This window comes from Vagococcus sp. (genome assembly GCF_052102835.1).
In the GTDB taxonomy this organism is placed as follows: domain Bacteria; phylum Bacillota; class Bacilli; order Lactobacillales; family Vagococcaceae; genus Vagococcus.
The window spans coordinates 179,258-198,447 of sequence record NZ_JBQEIL010000003.1; the positions used below are offsets into that span (position 1 = coordinate 179,258).

Consider the following 19,190-nt stretch of genomic DNA (forward strand, 5'->3'; position numbering starts at 1 on the left):
AAACTGCTAAAGCCCTTTTTGATGTAAGTTGATAGAAAAGTGAGGGATCTTTTGTGTCACTAAGTCCAAAAGAAAGATATCAAGAATTATTAAAACAGATTGGATTAAATCAAGAAACAACGGAGTACACAATTTTAAATGAGGGAACGATAAAAAAAGTGATAGTTCATGAGAAAAGTCGGCAATGGGATTTTGAATTATTATTTCCGGATATTTTACCTCATGCTGTTTTTCAAAAACTAAAACAGCAATTATTAATTTCGTTCCGTGAAATAGCAAAAACAGAGTTAAAAATTTATACAAATCAGCCAGTGATTACGTCGGAGCTAATAGCTGCTTATTGGCATGAAGTGATTACGGCAGAAAACTGTTTAACACCTGTTGTTCACCAAACGTTATCAAAGCAGGTACCGGTTTTAATAGACGGTCAGGTTGAAATCTCCGTGGAAAATGAAGGAATGAAAAACTATTTAGAACAGCAATACATCCCAATTATTGTGAAGAATTTTGAAAGTTTAGGCTTTCCAAAGCTTTCATTTCAATTAAAAATAGATGAAGTATCACAACAAGCAAGTCATGAAGCCTTTTTAGAAAAGCAAAAAGAGCGTACAGATGAGTTAATGAAACAAGCAGCTCAAGCAATTGAGAAAAACGAGCAACAAAAGCAAAAACAACGCAGTGAAATCCCACAACTAGATGGACCTGTTCAAATGGGACGTTCTATTCCAATCGACGAACCGATTACACCAATGGGGAATATTTATGAAGAAGAGCGTCGGGTTACTTTGGAAGGTTTTGTTTTTGATAAAGAAGTTCGTGATTTACGAAGTGGTCGCCAAATTTTAATTTTAAAAATGACGGACTATACTTCCTCGTTTTCAATTAAGAAATTTTCGAATAATGAAAAAGATATGGCTGTTTTTGAAGCAATCAAAAAAGGTAGTTGGCTTCGTGTTCGTGGAAGTATACAAGAAGACACCTTTATGCGTGATTTAGTCATGAACTGTCAAGATTTAGCAGAAATAAAGCATGAGACACGTAAGGATAAAGCACCTGAAGGACAAAAAAGAGCAGAACTACATTTACATACAAACATGAGTACGATGGATGCGACGAATAATATCACTGATTTAGTAGCTCAAGCGGGTAAATGGAAAATGCCTGCACTTGCGGTAACTGATCATGCAGGAGCACAATCTTTTCCAGATGCTTATCATGCCGGACAAGAACATGGCGTTAAAATTTTATTTGGAATAGAAGCTAATATTGTCGATGATGGTGTTCCGATTGCGTACAACCCAAAGCACATTCATCTGAGTGATGCTATTTATGTTGTTTTTGACGTGGAAACGACGGGGCTATCTGCTGTTTACGACACGATTATTGAATTGTCAGCTGTAAAAATGCATAAAGGTAATGTTATTGAAACTTTTGAACAATTTATTGATCCTGGACACCCTTTATCACAAACAACGATTAATTTAACGGGGATTACAGATGAGATGGTCCGAGGCTCTAAATCAGAAAAAGAAGTTTTAGAGATGTTTCAAACGTTTTGTGAAGATAAGATTTTAGTCGCACATAATGCTAGTTTTGATATGGGCTTTTTAAATACAAGTCGGAATAAGTACCAAATGCCTGATGCAACAAATCCTGTCATTGATACACTGGAATTATCGCGATTATTACATCCAGAAATGAAGTCTCATCGTTTAAATAGACTGGCTAAAAAATATAATATTAATTTAGAGCAGCATCACCGTGCGATCTTTGATTCAGAAGCAACGGGCCATTTGTGCTGGATATTTGTTAAAATGGCAAAGGAAACGTATGGGGTTGAGTACCATGATGAGTTTAATCAACATATTGGTGAGGGAGATGCTTATAAACGGGCACGTCCTTTTCATGCCACAATTCTTGCGCAGACACAAGCTGGTTTAAAAAATCTGTTTAAATTAATTTCAAAATCAAATATCAATTATTTTTATCGTGTTCCTCGTATTCCTCGTTCTTTATTGACTGAATATCGCGAAGGATTACTTGTTGGTTCAGCTTGTAGTAAGGGTGAAATTTTTGAAGCAATGATGCAAAAAGGAGCAGAGGTTGCTAAAAAAAAGGCGAAGTTCTATGATTATATTGAAGTAATGCCTAAAGCGGTCTACGCACCTTTAATTGAAGCTGAACTTGTTAAGAACGAAAGAGATTTAGAAGATATTATTAAAAATATTATTAAAATTGGTCAAGATTTAGATAAAATAGTAGTTGCAACTGGAAATGTTCATTACCTTGATGAGGAAGATTCAATCTATCGAAAAGTTTTAATTAATTCAATGGGGGGAGCTAATCCGTTAAATCGTTATTCATTACCTCGTGTTCATTTTAGAACAACGGATGAAATGCTTAAAGCATTTTCATTTTTAGATCCAAAATTGGCTCAAGAAATTGTGGTAACGAATACTCAAAAAATTGCAAATATGTGTGAAGAAGTTGTTCCAGTCAAGACGGATCTCTACACTCCAAAAATCGAAGGTTCAGAAGATGAAATCACGAAGTTAAGTTATGATGAGGCTCATCGTTTGTATGGTGAAGATTTACCAGAGATTGTTAAAAAACGGATTGAAAAAGAGCTGAAGAGTATTAATGGCAATGGTTTCTCAGTGATTTATTTAATTTCACAAAAATTGGTACATAAAAGTTTACAAGATGGTTACTTGGTCGGGTCACGAGGCTCAGTAGGATCTAGCTTTGTTGCTACGATGACAGGTATCACCGAAGTTAACCCGTTGCCCCCTCATTATCGTTGTCCAGAGTGTTGTTATTCTGAGTTTTTTGAAGATGGCTCTTATGGTTCAGGTTTTGATTTGCCCGAAAAATCCTGTCCAAAATGTGATGCTCGTTTATCAAAAGATGGGCATGATATCCCTTTTGAAACCTTTCTAGGATTTCATGGTGATAAAGTTCCTGATATTGATTTAAACTTTTCTGGAGACTACCAGCCACAAGCCCATAATTATACGAAAGTTCTTTTTGGAGAAGATTATGTTTTTCGAGCAGGAACAATAGGAACTGTTGCGGATAAAACAGCCTTCGGTTTTGTAAAAGGGTATGAACGTGATAATAATTTGAATTTTCGAAATGCTGAAATTGATCGTTTAGCTAAAGGGTCAACAGGAGTTAAGCGAACGACTGGTCAGCATCCGGGTGGAATTATTGTTATTCCTGATTATATGGATGTTTATGACTTTACCCCTATTCAGTATCCAGCAGACGATCAAAATTCAGAATGGAAAACGACACATTTTGATTTCCACTCTATTCATGATAATGTACTGAAACTTGATATTTTAGGTCATGATGACCCGACCGTCATTCGGATGTTACAAGATTTATCTGGGATTGATCCCAAAACAATCCCAACGGATGATCCGGAAGTGATGCGGATTTTTTCAGGGCCTGAAGTTTTAGGCATTGATGAAAAACAAATTCTATCTAAAACGGGAACATTAGGAATTCCAGAATTTGGAACTAAATTTGTTCGAGGAATGTTAGAACAAACTAAACCAACGACTTTTGCAGAATTACTTCAAATTTCAGGATTATCTCATGGTACGGATGTTTGGTTAGGAAATGCAGAAGAATTAATTCGCCGAGGTGAATCAACGCTAGCACAAGTAATCGGTTGTCGTGATGATATAATGGTTTATTTGATGCATGCTGGTCTAGAAGATGGCTTGGCCTTCAAAATTATGGAAAGTGTTCGTAAAGGTAAAGGGATACCTGATGATTGGCAAAAAGAGATGAGAGAAAATCAAGTTCCTGAATGGTATATTGAATCTTGTTTAAAGATTAAGTATATGTTCCCTAAAGCGCATGCTGCGGCTTATGTATTAATGGCGTTACGTGTAGCTTATTTTAAAGTTCACTTCCCGATTCTTTATTACGCTGCTTATTTTTCAGTCCGAGCGACCGACTTTGATATTGCAGCAATGGCACAAGGAAAAGAAGCTGTAAAAGAACGGATCAAAGAAATTATGGATAAGGGGATGGAAGCATCGACGAAAGAGAAAAATCTTTTAACGGTGTTAGAAATTGCTAATGAAATGTTAGAACGTGGTTTTAAATTTGAAATGATTGATTTATATAAATCTGATTCTGTTGATTTTGTAATAGATGGTGATACTTTAATTGCACCCTTTCGTTCTGTTCCAAGTTTAGGGATGAACGTTGCAAAACAAATCATGGTAGCTCGAGAAGAAAGAGAGTTTTTATCAAAAGAAGACTTAGCAACACGTGGAAAAGTATCAAAAACAATTATTGAATTTATGACAGAAAATGGTGTTTTAAAAGATTTACCTGATGAAAATCAGCTTTCATTATTCGATATGTTATAAAAACAACTTAATAGACTTTAAATTTGTACATAAACAGTGTAAAATAGGATTGTTAACATTTAGAGGAGGAAAATTTAATGAAGAAACCAAATACTGGATTCTATATTCGAGTAATCAACGACGCCATTACCGAATCTGAAACCATTGGCGAAACAATGAATGATTCATTTGAGATTATTCGTTCAGCGATTGACAATAAAAAAATTGCTGATTTGAAACCAGAACAACTAAAAGAAATTCATGCGATTTTTTCTGCAGGAACAGATCGCTATCGTGTTATTTTAGCTAAGCTTCAAGGCATTAAACCCCCAGTTAAGGTGATTGGTATTCATAAAAAATTAGAAAAAGCTTACGAACAATATGTAGCAAGCTGTCAAGAGATGGTCGATTCGATTCTTGTTGATAAAGGTACTGTTGATAGTGACCATTTTGATAGTTCAGAGAATCATCAAGATGAAGCAACTGATATGATTGCTTTTAGTGTGCAAAGAATTACATCTTTAATAATGAAATAAAGTGATTAACCTAGAGAATCAGTTCTTTAGGTTAATCTTTTTTTGATACGATGATAATATCTTAAGTGAATTAATCCTGATTTTGAAGAAAAACATTCATTTGTTAACGTTTATGATTATTCCAGTAGGTGTGATTTTAATTATCATTGATGATTTCTACCATTAAGTCTATGGGGAATTATTCATTTTTATCAATTGTGGCGATTATTTAATTTTATGTTACGACACCGAATTTAGAGGATTTACAAAAGAGTGATTCTCAGTTATGATTAAGAAGTTGGAGGGATGAAAGATGAGCGAAGAAAAATGGACAGAAGATGAATTAAAAGAAATAAAAGAAGATATCATGTCTGCTTTAGAAACAGTAATTGATCCTGAAATTGGAATTGATATTGTTAATCTTGGACTTATATATGAAGTAAATCTATCAGAAGAAGGCTATTGTGAAATTAAAATGACTTTAACTACGATGGGTTGCCCGTTAGCAGATGTTATTACAGAACAAATTTATGCAGCGGTTAAAGAAGTCGATGCCGTAAAAGAAGCGGAAGTCAAACTCGTTTGGTACCCAGCGTGGACAACAGATCGTATGAGCCGATATGCTAGAATTTCTTTGGGAATTAGATAGGCAGTAGTACTCAAAGAAGTAATTCTGTTTAGTATGAATAATACAAGTAACAAGTTAGCATCCAGAATAAAATATTTCTGGGTGCTGACTTGTTTAATTTTAATAATAGGACCCATATGATTGAAAGGTTTCAGATTCTATTGTTTACATTTCTAAGCTGACCAGATAATTAAATTTCTGATAAAAAAACAAATGTTCATAATAATGATGATTTTTTGGAGTATCTTTGATAGAATATAAGTGCTAAAACAAAAGGAAGGAGAAATTAAAAGTATTTATTAAGGCAAACTAAAAAAATAAGGAGGCATTTTTTTGAAAAATTACAAAAAGAATTTATTTAGTCTTTTATCCATTTTTACTATTTTGATTGGAAGTATTGGTCCTTCTTTTATTGCATTAGGTGAAACGCTTAACCCAGTTGTGGGTCAAGAAAATCAAAAGAATAGTCAAGTTGTTTCGCAAGGAAATGAAAGCGGTGTCAAAAAAAGTAGTGATGAGAACGTTAAGAAAGAAACAGAAGTGACATCACAACAAGAGTTACCAAAAGGTAAGGCAGATGATACTGTTTCATCAACAAGTTCGACAGAAGAAAATAAAGCAGCTCGTTTATCTAAAAAAATGGAGCAAAAAAAAGATGAAACCGAAGAAAAAGAAATTCGTGACACCAAAAAATTAACCATTTTGGGCTCAACAGATGTACACGGAAATGTCTGGGATTACTCTTATGAAGACCAAATGGAAGCAGATTTAGGTTTTGCACGGATTGGGACTATATTCAAAAACGTTAAAGCTGAAAATCCCAATGCAATGATTATTGATGTTGGGGATAATCTGCAGGGAACTTTATTAACGGATGATTTGTACAGTTCAGATTCAGAGTTATTGACCGGTCCACATCCGATTATTACGGCGATGAATACAATTGGATATACCTCTATGACGTTGGGGAATCATGAGTTTAACTTTGGTTTATCATTGATTGAAAAAATTCAAAAAGAAGCAAATTTCCCGATTTTATCAGCCAATACATATAAAAAGGGAACCAATGAAAATTTCGTCCAAGCTTATACGATTAAAGAAGTAGACGGAGTAAAAGTAGCGATTTTAGGTTTAACCATTCCTCATATTCCTAATTGGGATGGTGATAAAGTTGCGTCATTAAGTTTTAAATCAATGACAGAAGAAGCTAAGAAACAAGTTAAAATCATTAATAATAATGAAAAACCTGACGTAATCATTGCGGCGATTCACTCAGGATTAGACAATAGCGACCCTGGTGCGGCAGCAAGAAATGTTATTACTCAAGTTCCAGAAATTGATGCCTTCTTTTTAGGGCATGATCATCGTGAATTTGCTGAAAAAATTAAGGATGAAAAAGGTATTGATAAGCCAGTAGGAGCAGTTAAAGATACAGGGTCAGGTGTAGTTCGAATTGATTTAGAGTTAGAGCAAGAGAAAGACTCAGAAGAATGGGAAATAAAGGGATCAACCCCTTCGATTATTTCATCTAAAGGAGTCCCAGGCGATCCTGAGGTCAGAAACGCAACTCAATATGCACACGAAAAAACGAATGAATACGTTAATGGGGTTGTTGGAGAAGCTTCGGCTGATTTTTTACCAGCAGAAGAGATACCTGGAATACCAGAAGCACAACTGAGACCAACAGCTATGATTTCATTAATTAACAATGTTCAAATGAAAGTGACTGACGCTGATTTAGCAGCTTCTGCATTATTCAAAGCAGAGAGTCGTTTGAATCAAGGACCAATTAAATATTCAGATATTTTTAACATTTATAAATATCCAAATACATTGGTTAAAGCAAAATTGAACGGTAAACAATTGAAAGACCTTCTTGAAAAGCAAGCAGCTTATTATCAACGCTACGAAAAAGGTGATTTGAGTATTGCTTTTAATCCAAAAATCAGAGTTTATAACTATGATATTATTTCAGGAATTAAGTATAAAATCGATATTTCTAAACCAGAGGGTCAACGTATTACAGATTTAACTTACGAAGGTAAAGACATTCCTGATACTAAAGAATTAACGATGGCGATGAATAATTATCGTTTTGAAGGATTAGCTAAATCTGGATTAGTAGATTCTACTCCACTTTTTGAATCAGACCCAGCTACTTTACGTGGTGAGATTGTAAAATATATTAAAGACAAAAAAGTGATTGATCCAGAAAAAGAAATAGAAGAAAGTTTTGAAATTATTGGAGCTGATTTAGACCACCCAGCTCGAGAATATGTGATTGAACAAGTTAAAAAAGGAACACCAGGCTTTGAAATTGTACCATCAGCGGATGGACGTACACCGAATGTTAAAAAGTTAAACATTGATGAACTCGTTAGCAAAGGTTTAATTCCAGATGAGTACTTAACCGATGAAAAAGGTGACTTTGATTTTACAATCATGCATACCAATGATATGCATGGACGTATGGAGTATGATGAAAAGGGCAAAGCTATCGGTTTAGCGAAATTAAAAACATTTAAAGAGCAACAGAAACCTACTTTGATGGTCGATGCGGGAGACCCACTACAAGGTTTGGCTATTTCCAACTTTACTAAAGGAATGACGATGGCTAAAGGGATGAGTTTAATGCCTTATGATGGCGTCGCAGTTGGGAACCATGAGTTTGATTTTGGGTATGACCAAGCGATGAAATATAAAAAAGAACTACCAATGTTGTCAGCTAATACGATCAAAGATGGAAAAGCATCGTTTGAATCCTATAAATTAGTGGAGCGTGATGGTAAGAAATTCGCAATCATTGGCTTAACAACGCCAGAGACAGCATTTAAGACGCATCCAAACAATGTGATGGACGTAACCTTTTTAGATCCTATCCCTGTTGCTGAGAAGTTAGTTAAAGAATTAGATAAAAAAGCTGATGCCTTTATTTTTTTAAGTCACTTAGGTGTCGATGCAACAACACCAGTTAATTGGCGAGGAGATACTCTAGCTAAAACATTAGCAACATCATTTCCAACTAAAAAAATGGTAGTGATTGATGGGCATTCACACACTGCTCTAGAGCAAGGACAACAATTTGATAATGTTTTACTCGTTCAATCAGGTAATTATTTAAACAATGTTGGAATGGTTAAAGTAAGTTATCGAGGGGATAAACCGAGTTTTAAAGCAAGCCTGATTCCAGCTGCTGATTTTAAAGAGATTAAACCTAATCCCGAAATTACAGCATTAATTGAAGAGTCTTCGAGCAAATTTAAAGAAGAAATGGGTAAAGTTGTTATTAAAGAGAACCCTGTTTTCTTTGAAGGAGATGCAAAATATGGACGGACTCGAGAAACGAATTTAGGAAATGTTATTGCAGACTCTCTCTATGACTACGGTCAAACAGGATTTACAGGAGGAGCAACTGATTTAGCCGTTATCAATGGTGGAGGAATACGAACAAGTATCAATAAGGGCAATGTTACCAAAGCTGATATCTTGGCGGTGCTACCATTTGGTAATACCATCGCTCAAATTGATGTTACGGGTCAAGAATTAAAAGAAATGTTTGAATTCTCATTGCGTTCACCAGTTGAAGTTCAACCAAATGAAGAAACGGTTGTTCTTGATGAAAATGGCTTACCTGCTTTAGGCCGTAATGGTGGCTTTTTACAAGTTTCTAACTCAGTTAAAGTCCTATATGATACTAATTTACCTGGGACAAACCCTGAAACAGGTGTGATGGGTCAAAGAATTCATTCATTGAAAATAAAAAATAGAATCACAGGCGTTTTTGAAGATGTCTTGCCGACTCAAACTTATAAGTTAGCAACTAATGATTTCCTTTCAGCAGGTGGAGATGGCTATACGATGTTAGGTGGAAAACGTGAAGAAGGACCTTCAATGGACGCTATCTTTACTGAATTCCTACAGGACGTTTCAGGTCAAGCCAAAGATAAAGTGACATCGATTAAGACTAAGAAGTATAATATTATGGATTATGCGAAGACAATACCTTACTCACGTTTAATTCCGAGCGTTGCAGAAGAAGTTGTGACTGGTAAAGGTAAAGAGGAGTTAGAGCAAAAAGTAAATGAGTTTAAGAAAACAACTAAATTTGCCTTTACAGCTCATAGTTTCTCAAACCTAGAAAATGAATTAAAACTTTCTGAGAAACTATTAGCAACAGAAGCGACAGAAGAAGAATTTATTAAACAAAAAGAAAAATTAATAGTAGCTTATAATCAATTGGTTTCAATAAAATCATTGTTAGAGACAGTTGCAGAAGCTAAAAAATTAGTTGAAAAAGAATACAAGAAAGCCTCTTGGATGGAATTTTCAAATGCACTGACTCAAGCACAAGATTTATTGATTCGTGCGCAAAAAGTCAATAATGTTATTTCTCAAAAAGAAGTCAATGAGAAAGAAGCGGTACTTAAAGAAAGCCAAACGGGACTTGTTAAGGATATCCAAACAGGTGGAACAACTGGTAAAACTCCGGGAAGTGGCAGCCAATCAAACACTGATAAAAAAGAAACTGGGGCGAAACAGTTGCCAAAAACAGGAGAAGTGTCTTCTAATATTAATATTTTAGGCTTGATTATTTTAGCTTCAATAGGTAGCTTTGTTATTTATCGTAAAAAAAATGCGGCTTAACAATTTAAACTTATGTTAAAATAAAGAGGTCGTCGATCGAAAAAGGATTTTTGTCAAATAGACTGACAGGAATATTTTAGTTAAAGGATGATTTTGAGGATTTTCTCAGAGTCGTCTTTTTTTATATGTTTTGATTACATCAAATGGAAACTAAAATGTGTGTGTCTGAAAAATAAATTAGGAAAGCAAAAAATATAGGTAGTTTTTATACAAAACAACTAGTTAATCACGATAAGTATTATTTTATAGTTCGCTTTAAAAAAGATGAATAGGTCAAAAGTGTCTTATAAAGATAATGCTGTTAAGGTTAATGTCCGTAATCGGTTTAAATATTTTTTTAATAAAAAAGAAGTATAAAAGCGACTAGTTTTTTTGTTTTTTTAGTGTTAAAATTAACTTGTTAAGCAAAAATAGCTTCACTATGAAAAATAAACAAACACTAAAACAGCATCCCATAAACTCTTTTGTTAGTTTTTAACTAATGGAAGAGTTTTTTTGTGTCACCGAGCTAGCAGTATATTTCATTTTTTTTGAAGAAAATCGAGTAGTTTGTTTTATGAATTTTTTTAAAATAAAAAAAGAAGCGGCAAAGTGTTCGATTTGAATAATCTTATGCGACAAAAATGTCCGATTGTCCCAAGTTATAAAAAAAGTTTGTTGATTTCTTCACGTTCTTTTTTGGCATGCTAATTGCTAGTAATGGAATGAAGAATTATTTTCTTTAAAAATTTAAAAGATTGAAGGAGAATGAAACATGAGTAAAGTAGCAGTTGTAACAGGTTCAGCAGGCGGATTAGGAAGAGGAATTGCAGAACGCTTACTAAAAGACGGATTCAAAGTTGTTTTACATGATATTAATGAAACAGTTTTAAATAAAACAGTTGCAGAATTACAAGGAGAAGGTGCTGATGTTATTGGTGTAGTCGGTGACGTATCAAGTGCTAAAGACCAAAGTAATTTAGTTGATAAAGCTGTTTCAAAATTTGGTAAACTCGATGTTTTTGTAAATAATGCTGGTGTTGATGCTGTCACACCTTTCTTAAAAATTGAAGAAAAAGAATTAGAACGTGTTTTCAAAATTAACGTTAACGGTACTGTTTTTGGAACTCAAGCAGCAGCTAAACAATTCATTAAACAAGGGACAAAAGGAAAAATAATTAATGCGTGTAGTATTGCAGGTCATGAATCATTTGAAATGTTAGGAACTTATTGTGCATCTAAACATGCTGTTCGTTCATTTACACATACTGCAGCTAAAGAATTAGCAAAACATCAAATTACGGTTAATGCTTATTGTCCAGGGATTGCTAAAACTGAAATGTGGGATCGTATTGATGCAGCGATGGTAAAACATAGTGATGGTCAATTAAAACCAGGTGAACCATTTGCAAACTTTACAGCTGGAATTGCATTACAACGCTACCAACAACCTTCTGATGTTGCTAATTTAGTATCTTTCTTAGCTTCAGATGAATCAGATTACATTACCGGTCAAGCTATTCTTACAGACGGTGGTTTAGTTTACCGCTAAAATAGTTTAATAAGAGCTAAGACTTTGAGAGGTTATTTTCTCAAAGTCTTTTTTATTTTGCTTTCTTACTTAATATTTGTTAGGATGAACTTGTTTTTTTAGTTAAGGAGCGATTGAAATGAAATATATTAAATGGTTAGTTCTGCTAATTTTATTGGGTGGGTTTTTTATTATTTTTCAAACGATAGAAAAAGGATCTGAACCAGAAATAGATTTAAAAGTGAAAAATAAAGGACGTAAGGTAGAAAAGAAGATGACTTTAGAGGAACAAAAAGAACAACAGATTAATAAAATCATCAGTGAAATGTCGCTTGAAGAAAAAATAGGACAATTATTTTTAGCACGTGTACCAGAAATAAATCAATTGGAAGCAATCAAAGAATTTCATTTGGGTGGCTATTTGTTGTTTGGCCGAGATGTGGAAGGACAAACAACAGAACAATTACAAACGACACTTAGAGATTATCAGTCAGCGTCGAAGATACCTTTAATCATCGCTTCAGATGAAGAAGGAGGGACTGTAAGTCGACTTAGCCGTAATTCTGAATTAGTTTCGTCTCCTTTTCTCTCGCCCAAACAAATGTATCAACAAAATGGTTTTACAGGAATCACAACTTCCATTGAAGAAAAGTCTCAAGTTATGAAAAATTTAGGAATAACGGCTGGTTTGTATCCAGTTGCTGATGTTGCAACAAATGATAAAGCATTTATTTATGATCGCACATTAGGGGTGAAAGCAGAAACAACAGCAGATTATGTAAAACTAGTGGTTGAAATCTTAAATAAAGAAAAAATGTTATCTACACTAAAACATTTTCCTGGATATGGAAATAATGAAGATAGTCATTTGGATTTGGTTACAGATGAACGTGCACTAAATGAATTAGAGCAAATTGATTTACTTCCTTTTGAAGCAGGAATTAAAGCGGGGGCTGATAGTATTATGATTTCACATAATATTGTCTCAGCATTAGATCCAAGTTTACCAGCATCATTATCGCCAAAAGTTACCAACTATTTAAGAAATACTCTCGGGTTTAATGGCATTATTATGACAGATGATATGGATATGCTAGGCTTAAGTAAGTTTACAACACAAGAAGAAGCTGGATTGCTAGCCTTAAAAGCAGGAAATGATTGGATATTGTCTTCAAGTTATGCCAAACAAATTCCAGTGATAACTGAAGCAGTTCATAATGGCGATTATCAAGAGAGCGATTTAAATCAATCTGTTTTTAGAACCTTAAAAGTTAAAGAAAAGCTAGGTTTGTTAGTATTAAACACGAATTAGATTTGGTATAGTTAAATGACTAGAAAAAGAAAGTGAAGTGATGAGTAAATGTTATATTATGTTAGAAAAGCAGAGCCAACAGATTTAGTAGTTGTAATGGAATTGATAGCAGAAGGTGCAAAGTTTTTGAAAGAGCAGAATATACCACAATGGCAAGGCGAAAATGAACCAAAAGAAACGATTTTGAAAGCAGACATCAAAAACGGTGATTGTTATCTTTTGATTGAAGGAGAAAGTGTGGTTGGGATGGCCGTTCTACAGCGTAAAATCGAAACGACCTATGCGACAATCTTACCTCATGAGTGGCAAGAAAACTCAGAGCTCTATTATACGATTCATCGTATAACGATTTCACAAAAAGCGAAGTCGAAGGGTTTGGCTAAGTTATTTCTGAGTTATCTTTGCTCAGAAGCTTATCGACAAGGAGTTAAGGATGTCCGAATTGATACGCACAAACAAAATAAACGGATGCATCATATTATTATTTCTTTTGGCTTTAAATTTTGTGGTGAAATTGAGTTACCCATTATAGATGGTGAAAGAGATGTCTATCAATTAGTTATGAGATGAAATTTATAAATTAGTGAAAATGAATAATTATATGGTATACTATTGAAAATATATAACATATATATTCACAAAGGTTAGTAAGGGGAGTACCAGATGAGACATCGTTTTAAGTTGCAGGATTTAGTTTCTGTTGGCATTTATGCAACGATCTATTTTGTTATCGTTCTATTAGCGACCATGCTTTTAAGATTTACAATTCCAACGTTCAATAGTATTTTAATTCCAAGTTTAACAGCTTTATTTTCAGGGCTATTATATTTAGTAGTCATTAATAAAGTACCAAAATTTGGAGCAATTACAATTTTAGGTTCATTAATGACCTTGTTTTTTTTAGTTTTTAGTTATTTTCCATTTTCTTTTTTACCAAGTTTTATTTTTCCTTTTTTAGCAGATTTGTTACAAAATAAAACAAAGTTAAAAAAGGAGATAAAAGTTCCTTTGAGTTACATTGTTTTTAATTTTGGCTTAACGGGTCCGATTTTACCAATGTGGTTTATGAAAGAAGCTTATATTTCTAATTTGTTAGCGAAAGGAAAATCACGAGCTTATATAGAAGGTGTGTTTTCGGCGATTTCAATGAATACTTTTATTATCGCAATGAGTTTAATTATTATTTGTAGTTTAATTGGTTTAGCGATTGGTAAAAAAAGTTATGCTAAACATTTTAAACAGTAAGGTGTGAAAGAATGAAAATAAACTATTTATTTGATCCGAGAAGCAAGCTTGCAGTCGTTATTACTGCAAGTTTGCTTTTAATGTTTCGGTTTGATTCAAAAGTAATCACAGCGTTTATTTTATTTATAGTGATACTATTGTTGATAGAAGGAGGAGCTAAACGAGCTGGGATTTTATTAGCTTATTATTTAACTCTATCTTTATTGAGCTTAACTTTTCTGAATCAACCGACTCGTTTTATTACAGCGTTAACCTCTTTCTTTATTGTCGGAAATTTATTAGTCACACCAACGATTGGTGCAGTTTTATTTTGTACGCATCAAACACGTGTAAGCGAGTGGTTAGTTGCTTTAAAAAAGTGGCATTTTCCTGATATTATTTTAATTCCCTTGATGGTTGTTTGTCGTTTTTTTCCTAAATTAATGGTTGATATTCGTGAAATTTATGCATCCTTAAGGTTAAGGGGGATTGTACAAACAAAAGGTGATTTTTTAAAAACACCTTTTAAATTATTTGAATATTTGCTCATTCCAGTTTTAATGTCTGTTGAAAGGATTTCATTTGATCTGTCAGCCGTTGGTTATATTCGAGGTCTAGGTTCTTCTAAAAGAAATACGACGACGATTTATCAATTAAAATTTGGTTTGTTAGATTATTTAGTTATTGTGATTCTTTTTAGTGGTATTGTTTGGGGAGGAGTTCAAAAGTGATTGTATTTAAAAATGTTAATTTTAAATATCAAAATAATTTTGTTCTTAAAAATTTGAATCTAGTTGTTTCATCTGGAGAGTGCGTGGTCATCACAGGTCGTAGTGGTTCAGGTAAGACGACATTACTTCGGCTATTAAATGGATTAATACCTGAACTTTATCAAGGAGAAGCTTCAGGGGAAATGAGTGCATTAGGTATTCAACTTCCTACACAAGATTTTAATGCTTATTTAGAAAAAGTTGGCGTTATTTTTCAAAACCCTAATGCCCAGTTCTTCACAACAACCGTTGAATCCGAGTTAGTATTTACTTTGGAAAATTTAGGTTTTCCCCGAGAGATAATTTTATCTCGTTTAGATGAAATGGTAGAAAAGTTTGATTTAGAACGGCTTCGGCATCGATCCATTTTTAGTTTATCTGGTGGTGAAAGACAAAGAGTTGTTTTTGCTGCGATTAGAATGCTAGATTGCGAACTTTATTTATTTGATGAACCTTGTAGTAACTTAGATGAATTAAGCTTGACAAGATTGCGGGCAGATCTATCTGACTTAAAGAGCCAAGGAAAAACAATTGTGATTGTCGATCATCGTTTAGATTATTTGACTGGAATTGCAGATCGTGTGATTCAATTAGAACAAGGTGAAATACGTCAACAATTTTTATTTAATGAATTAGAAAAAAAGAAAACAGTAGAATTATACCACTATGGGTTAAGAAGGATTAATAAAAATGAGTTTTCTTCGATGTGGCACCATTATCAACCGAAACAAAGCCAAAGTCTAACGATTGGTGCTATCTATTTTCAACATAAAAAAAATAAAGCGTTTAGTTTAAATTTACCTAAACTTACTTTTTCACCAAATGAAATTGTTGGTATTATTGGACCAAATGGCGCAGGTAAAACAACATTTAGCAAAATATTATGTGGCCTCCAAAAAGTAAAGCGTCATCAAATGATTTTAGAAGATGAAGTTTTAACGGCTAGAACAATTTCTAAATATGCTTTTTTGGTCATGCAAGATGTAGGGCTACAGCTTGTTTTTGAAACGGTTGAAAAGGAATTGAGAGCAACGGCAAAAAAACTAGAGTTGTATGAAAGGGTTGTTGATAAATTACAGCTTCGACATCTTTTGTTTCGGCATCCTCAAACATTATCAGGAGGAGAAAAACAGCGTGTCGTGATTGCGGTGGCTATTTTGAGCGGTAAGCAATTGCTAATCTTTGATGAGCCTACTAGTGGTTTAGACTTGAAAAATATGTTGAGGCTTAGTGAATTGTTTTGTTGGCTTAAAACCTTCAATATTTTTATTTTTATTGTGAGCCACGACTTAGAATTTATTGAAAAAACGTGTCAGCGGGTTCTTTCTTTCAAAAATGGTAAATTAAGTTCTGATGAGCGTGTCGATAATATGATAAACTAAAATAAATAAAAAGTTTATTAGGAGGGATGTCAAATGAATTTATTTCCTTTTTTACGTTTGGTTGTTTTATTTGTTATTCCATTATTTTTATTTTTACTTTGGATAATAAAGAAACCAACGAGTCTTTGGACTGGCTTTTGGGGATTAGTCCTTTTAGGGGGAACTTATTTAACAATTGTACTTGAATTAGAAAGATGGAACACTAAAATAGCAATTTGGGTAGCAATGCCAGGGATACTTTTGTTAGGATTGTTTACTTTATTTGGAACACTTGGTATTGTAATTTACTTGTTTTGGAATGAAGGGGTTCTGTTAAAAAAAGAAGGCTTTAGATTAGCTAATCTGCTTCCTTTAATTATAGCGTTAATCTTGATTTTTTTTGAAGTTGGCTTGGTCTATTTCGCCTATCAACTTGAACATCCTTTTGTAACGATGTTAGCCAGCTTTTTAATTTTTTGTTTTTCTTATGGAGTCAGTGTTTTTATTATGTATACACTAACAAGTATCTTTTATAATTTATATCCTATTAGAAAACCAATTGATTATATTATTATTTTAGGAGCAGGATTAATTGATGGTGAAAGGGTGACTCCGTTATTAGCCTCTAGAATTGAGGCTGGTTTAGCACTATACGATCGACAAAAGAAAAAATTAGGCCATGAAGCGGTCATCATTGTTTCGGGTGGACAAGGACCAGATGAAAAAATATCTGAAGCACAAGCAATGAAAAATTACTTGGATGAACAGAAGCGAACAGACTTAAAAGTTTTGTTAGAAACGGAATCTATTAATACACGTCAAAACTTAGAGTTTTCTGAAAAAATTATCAAAAAAGATAGTTCTGATGCAGATATTAACGACTTAAATTTAGTAATTGCAACAAATAATTATCATCTCCTTCGTGCAGGGAAGTTAGCTCGAAAAATTGGTTTGTTTGCGAGGGGAGTAGGTTCTAAAACAAAAGCTTATTATTTGCCAACGGCTTTTATTCGTGAATATATTGGTTATCTCGAGATGTCAAAAAGTAAACATTTAAGTGTTTTGTTTTTAGCTCTAATCTTAAGTTTAATTTTATTTTTTTTATTTATTTAATAAGAGTCTAAAACTATAGTAAACATGAAATGGTTACTATAGTTTTTTGTTTTTTAATAAAACTAAAGTTTTTTTATTATTGAAATAATATATCTGATTTTCACCAAAAGTCTTGGGAAATTTGATATATTGAATAAGTAATATTTTTAGCAAGGAAAGGAAGTTATGAATGAAAAATAAAGTTTTTAGTTTTTTTTGTTTAATATTTGTTGGTTTATATTTTGGAGGACAACGTGTACAAGCAGAAGAAAATCAACCATCGATGATGGATTTAGTTTCTGAAACAGAGTATCAAGTTAATCCGGTAGATCAACCCAAAGGAGCGGTTTTGATAGATGCTAATACTGGGAAATTACTTTGGTCTGAAAATGCAGATGCTCCAAGGAATCCTGCGAGTATTATGAAATTAATGACCTTATATATGGTCTATGAATCAATGGCAACTGGGAAATTTAATTTGGATACTGAGGTAACGGCAACAAGCCGTCATCAACAAATGTCAAAAATATATGCGTTGAGTAATAATAAAATTATCGAGAATGTTAATTATCCGGTTAGAGAATTAATTCCACTTGTTTTAGTGCCATCCTCTAATGTTGCAACGATTATGCTTTCTGAGTTGGTTGATGAAAATCCTGCTCAATTTATTCAAAAAATGAATGAAACAGCTAAACAATTAGGAATGAATAATACGACTATTTATAATGCAACCGGCGCTCAAATATCCTCATTTCAAGGCCTTTATGGGAAAGAAGGGGATGATTTATCAAACTTGAGTCCCTCAATGGATAATGAAACAACTGCGCGAGACATAGCGATTTTGACTTATTACTTATTAAAAAAATATCCAGAAATTTTAGAGTATACGAAGGATAGTCAAATTTCAACAATGGAAGGAACTCCGTATGAAGAATCATTTGAAAGCTATAATCAATCACTTGCTAGTGGTGAGTATCCCTTTGAAGGAGTAGATGGTTTAAAGACAGGATCTAGTCCATCAGGAGGGTTTAATATCTCGATGACTGGACAACAAGGTGATTTACGTTTGATTACGACTGTTTTTGGTGTTGGTAATTGGGCTGATCAAACAGGAGAACTAAAACGTCATCCTTTTGCAAATGCTATTTTCTCATATGGTTTTAAGAATTTTAGCTATGAAACGATTTTAACTAAAGGAAATCATAAAATTGATGGTCAAGAAGTTAAGGTAGAAGAAGATTTTAAAGAGACTATCAAAAAAGGAAGCCAGTCTAAGTTTGAGTTAATTGAGGGGAATTTGATTAGATTAAAAGAACCATTACCCCAGGTTTCAAATGAAATCAAACCTAGTGAGGTTCACTATCAGAAATTAGAAAAACTTGAAGAAGAGCAATCAAATAATAAAATAAAGGCAGGAACAAAACAAAAATATTTGGCATTCATTATTACCGGATTAAATAAAGTACCTTTTGTAAATCAGCTGGATTTAAGTGATCCTATTGTATTAGGTATTTTAGCCAGTCTAGTTATTTTATTATTTTTATTTATTCTATTTTTAATTTTAACTATTTCTTCTGTAAGGCGACGTAAAAAAAGAAGTCGACAAGGAAAAAAAACACGTAGATAAAGAAGAAAATAGTTGAAATAAAAGGGTTCGATTAATTAAAATTGAAAGAATACTAATCTATTAAGTAAAATAAAGGAGAGACAAAACTAAAAAATTGTCATCTCCTTTATTTTTTTAGTGAAATTCTTTTTCAAATA

12 protein-coding genes are annotated in these 19,190 nt (G+C 33.3%); all 12 read left to right on the plus strand.

Features of this window, described 5'->3' with window-relative positions; genetic code table 11:
• Positions 1 to 53: 53 nt before the first annotated feature.
• On the plus strand, positions 54 to 4,391 hold the full coding sequence (locus ACTJFD_RS04735; RefSeq protein WP_442259957.1) for a PolC-type DNA polymerase III: 4,338 nt from the start codon (positions 54 to 56) through the stop codon (positions 4,389 to 4,391).
• A 77-nt stretch (positions 4,392 to 4,468) separates the two neighbouring features.
• Positions 4,469 to 4,906, plus strand: coding sequence for a hypothetical protein (locus ACTJFD_RS04740; RefSeq protein WP_442259958.1), 438 nt, complete (start codon positions 4,469 to 4,471; stop codon positions 4,904 to 4,906).
• A 292-nt stretch (positions 4,907 to 5,198) separates the two neighbouring features.
• Entirely contained in the window at positions 5,199 to 5,534 is a 336-nt protein-coding gene (locus ACTJFD_RS04745) for a metal-sulfur cluster assembly factor (protein WP_442259959.1), read from the plus strand.
• A gap of 312 nt (positions 5,535 to 5,846) precedes the next feature.
• Entirely contained in the window at positions 5,847 to 10,157 is a 4,311-nt protein-coding gene (locus ACTJFD_RS04750) for a 5'-nucleotidase C-terminal domain-containing protein (RefSeq protein ID WP_442259960.1), read from the plus strand.
• 754 nt (positions 10,158 to 10,911) lie between these two features.
• Positions 10,912 to 11,688: an acetoin reductase gene (locus tag ACTJFD_RS04755; protein ID WP_442259961.1), complete on the plus strand. Its 777-nt coding sequence runs from the start codon at positions 10,912 to 10,914 to the stop codon at positions 11,686 to 11,688.
• Between the two features lie 118 nt (positions 11,689 to 11,806).
• Positions 11,807 to 12,979: a glycoside hydrolase family 3 N-terminal domain-containing protein gene (locus tag ACTJFD_RS04760; protein WP_442259962.1), complete on the plus strand. Its 1,173-nt coding sequence runs from the start codon at positions 11,807 to 11,809 to the stop codon at positions 12,977 to 12,979.
• A gap of 48 nt (positions 12,980 to 13,027) precedes the next feature.
• A complete protein-coding gene (locus ACTJFD_RS04765) occupies positions 13,028 to 13,549 on the plus strand; it encodes a GNAT family N-acetyltransferase (RefSeq protein ID WP_442259963.1) in 522 nt (173 codons plus the stop codon).
• A 93-nt stretch (positions 13,550 to 13,642) separates the two neighbouring features.
• On the plus strand, positions 13,643 to 14,224 hold the full coding sequence (locus tag ACTJFD_RS04770; RefSeq protein ID WP_442259964.1) for an MptD family putative ECF transporter S component: 582 nt from the start codon (positions 13,643 to 13,645) through the stop codon (positions 14,222 to 14,224).
• An 11-nt stretch (positions 14,225 to 14,235) separates the two neighbouring features.
• Positions 14,236 to 14,934 carry an energy-coupling factor transporter transmembrane component T gene (locus ACTJFD_RS04775; protein ID WP_442259965.1) on the plus strand — a complete coding sequence of 233 codons (699 nt, stop codon included), beginning with the start codon at positions 14,236 to 14,238 and terminating at the stop codon, positions 14,932 to 14,934.
• The gene (locus ACTJFD_RS04780; protein ID WP_442259966.1) at positions 14,931 to 16,355 is read left to right on the plus strand and encodes an ABC transporter ATP-binding protein; all 1,425 of its coding nucleotides are present in this window, start codon (positions 14,931 to 14,933) and stop codon (positions 16,353 to 16,355) included. The genes ACTJFD_RS04775 and ACTJFD_RS04780 overlap by 4 nt, the downstream gene beginning before the upstream one ends.
• A 33-nt stretch (positions 16,356 to 16,388) precedes the next feature.
• On the plus strand, positions 16,389 to 17,447 hold the full coding sequence (locus tag ACTJFD_RS04785; protein ID WP_442259967.1) for a YdcF family protein: 1,059 nt from the start codon (positions 16,389 to 16,391) through the stop codon (positions 17,445 to 17,447).
• Positions 17,448 to 17,616: 169 nt separating this feature from the next.
• Complete coding sequence (locus ACTJFD_RS04790) at positions 17,617 to 19,053, plus strand: DUF1958 domain-containing protein (protein WP_442259968.1); 1,437 nt, start codon at positions 17,617 to 17,619, stop codon at positions 19,051 to 19,053.
• The last annotated feature ends 137 nt before the right edge of the window (positions 19,054 to 19,190 follow it).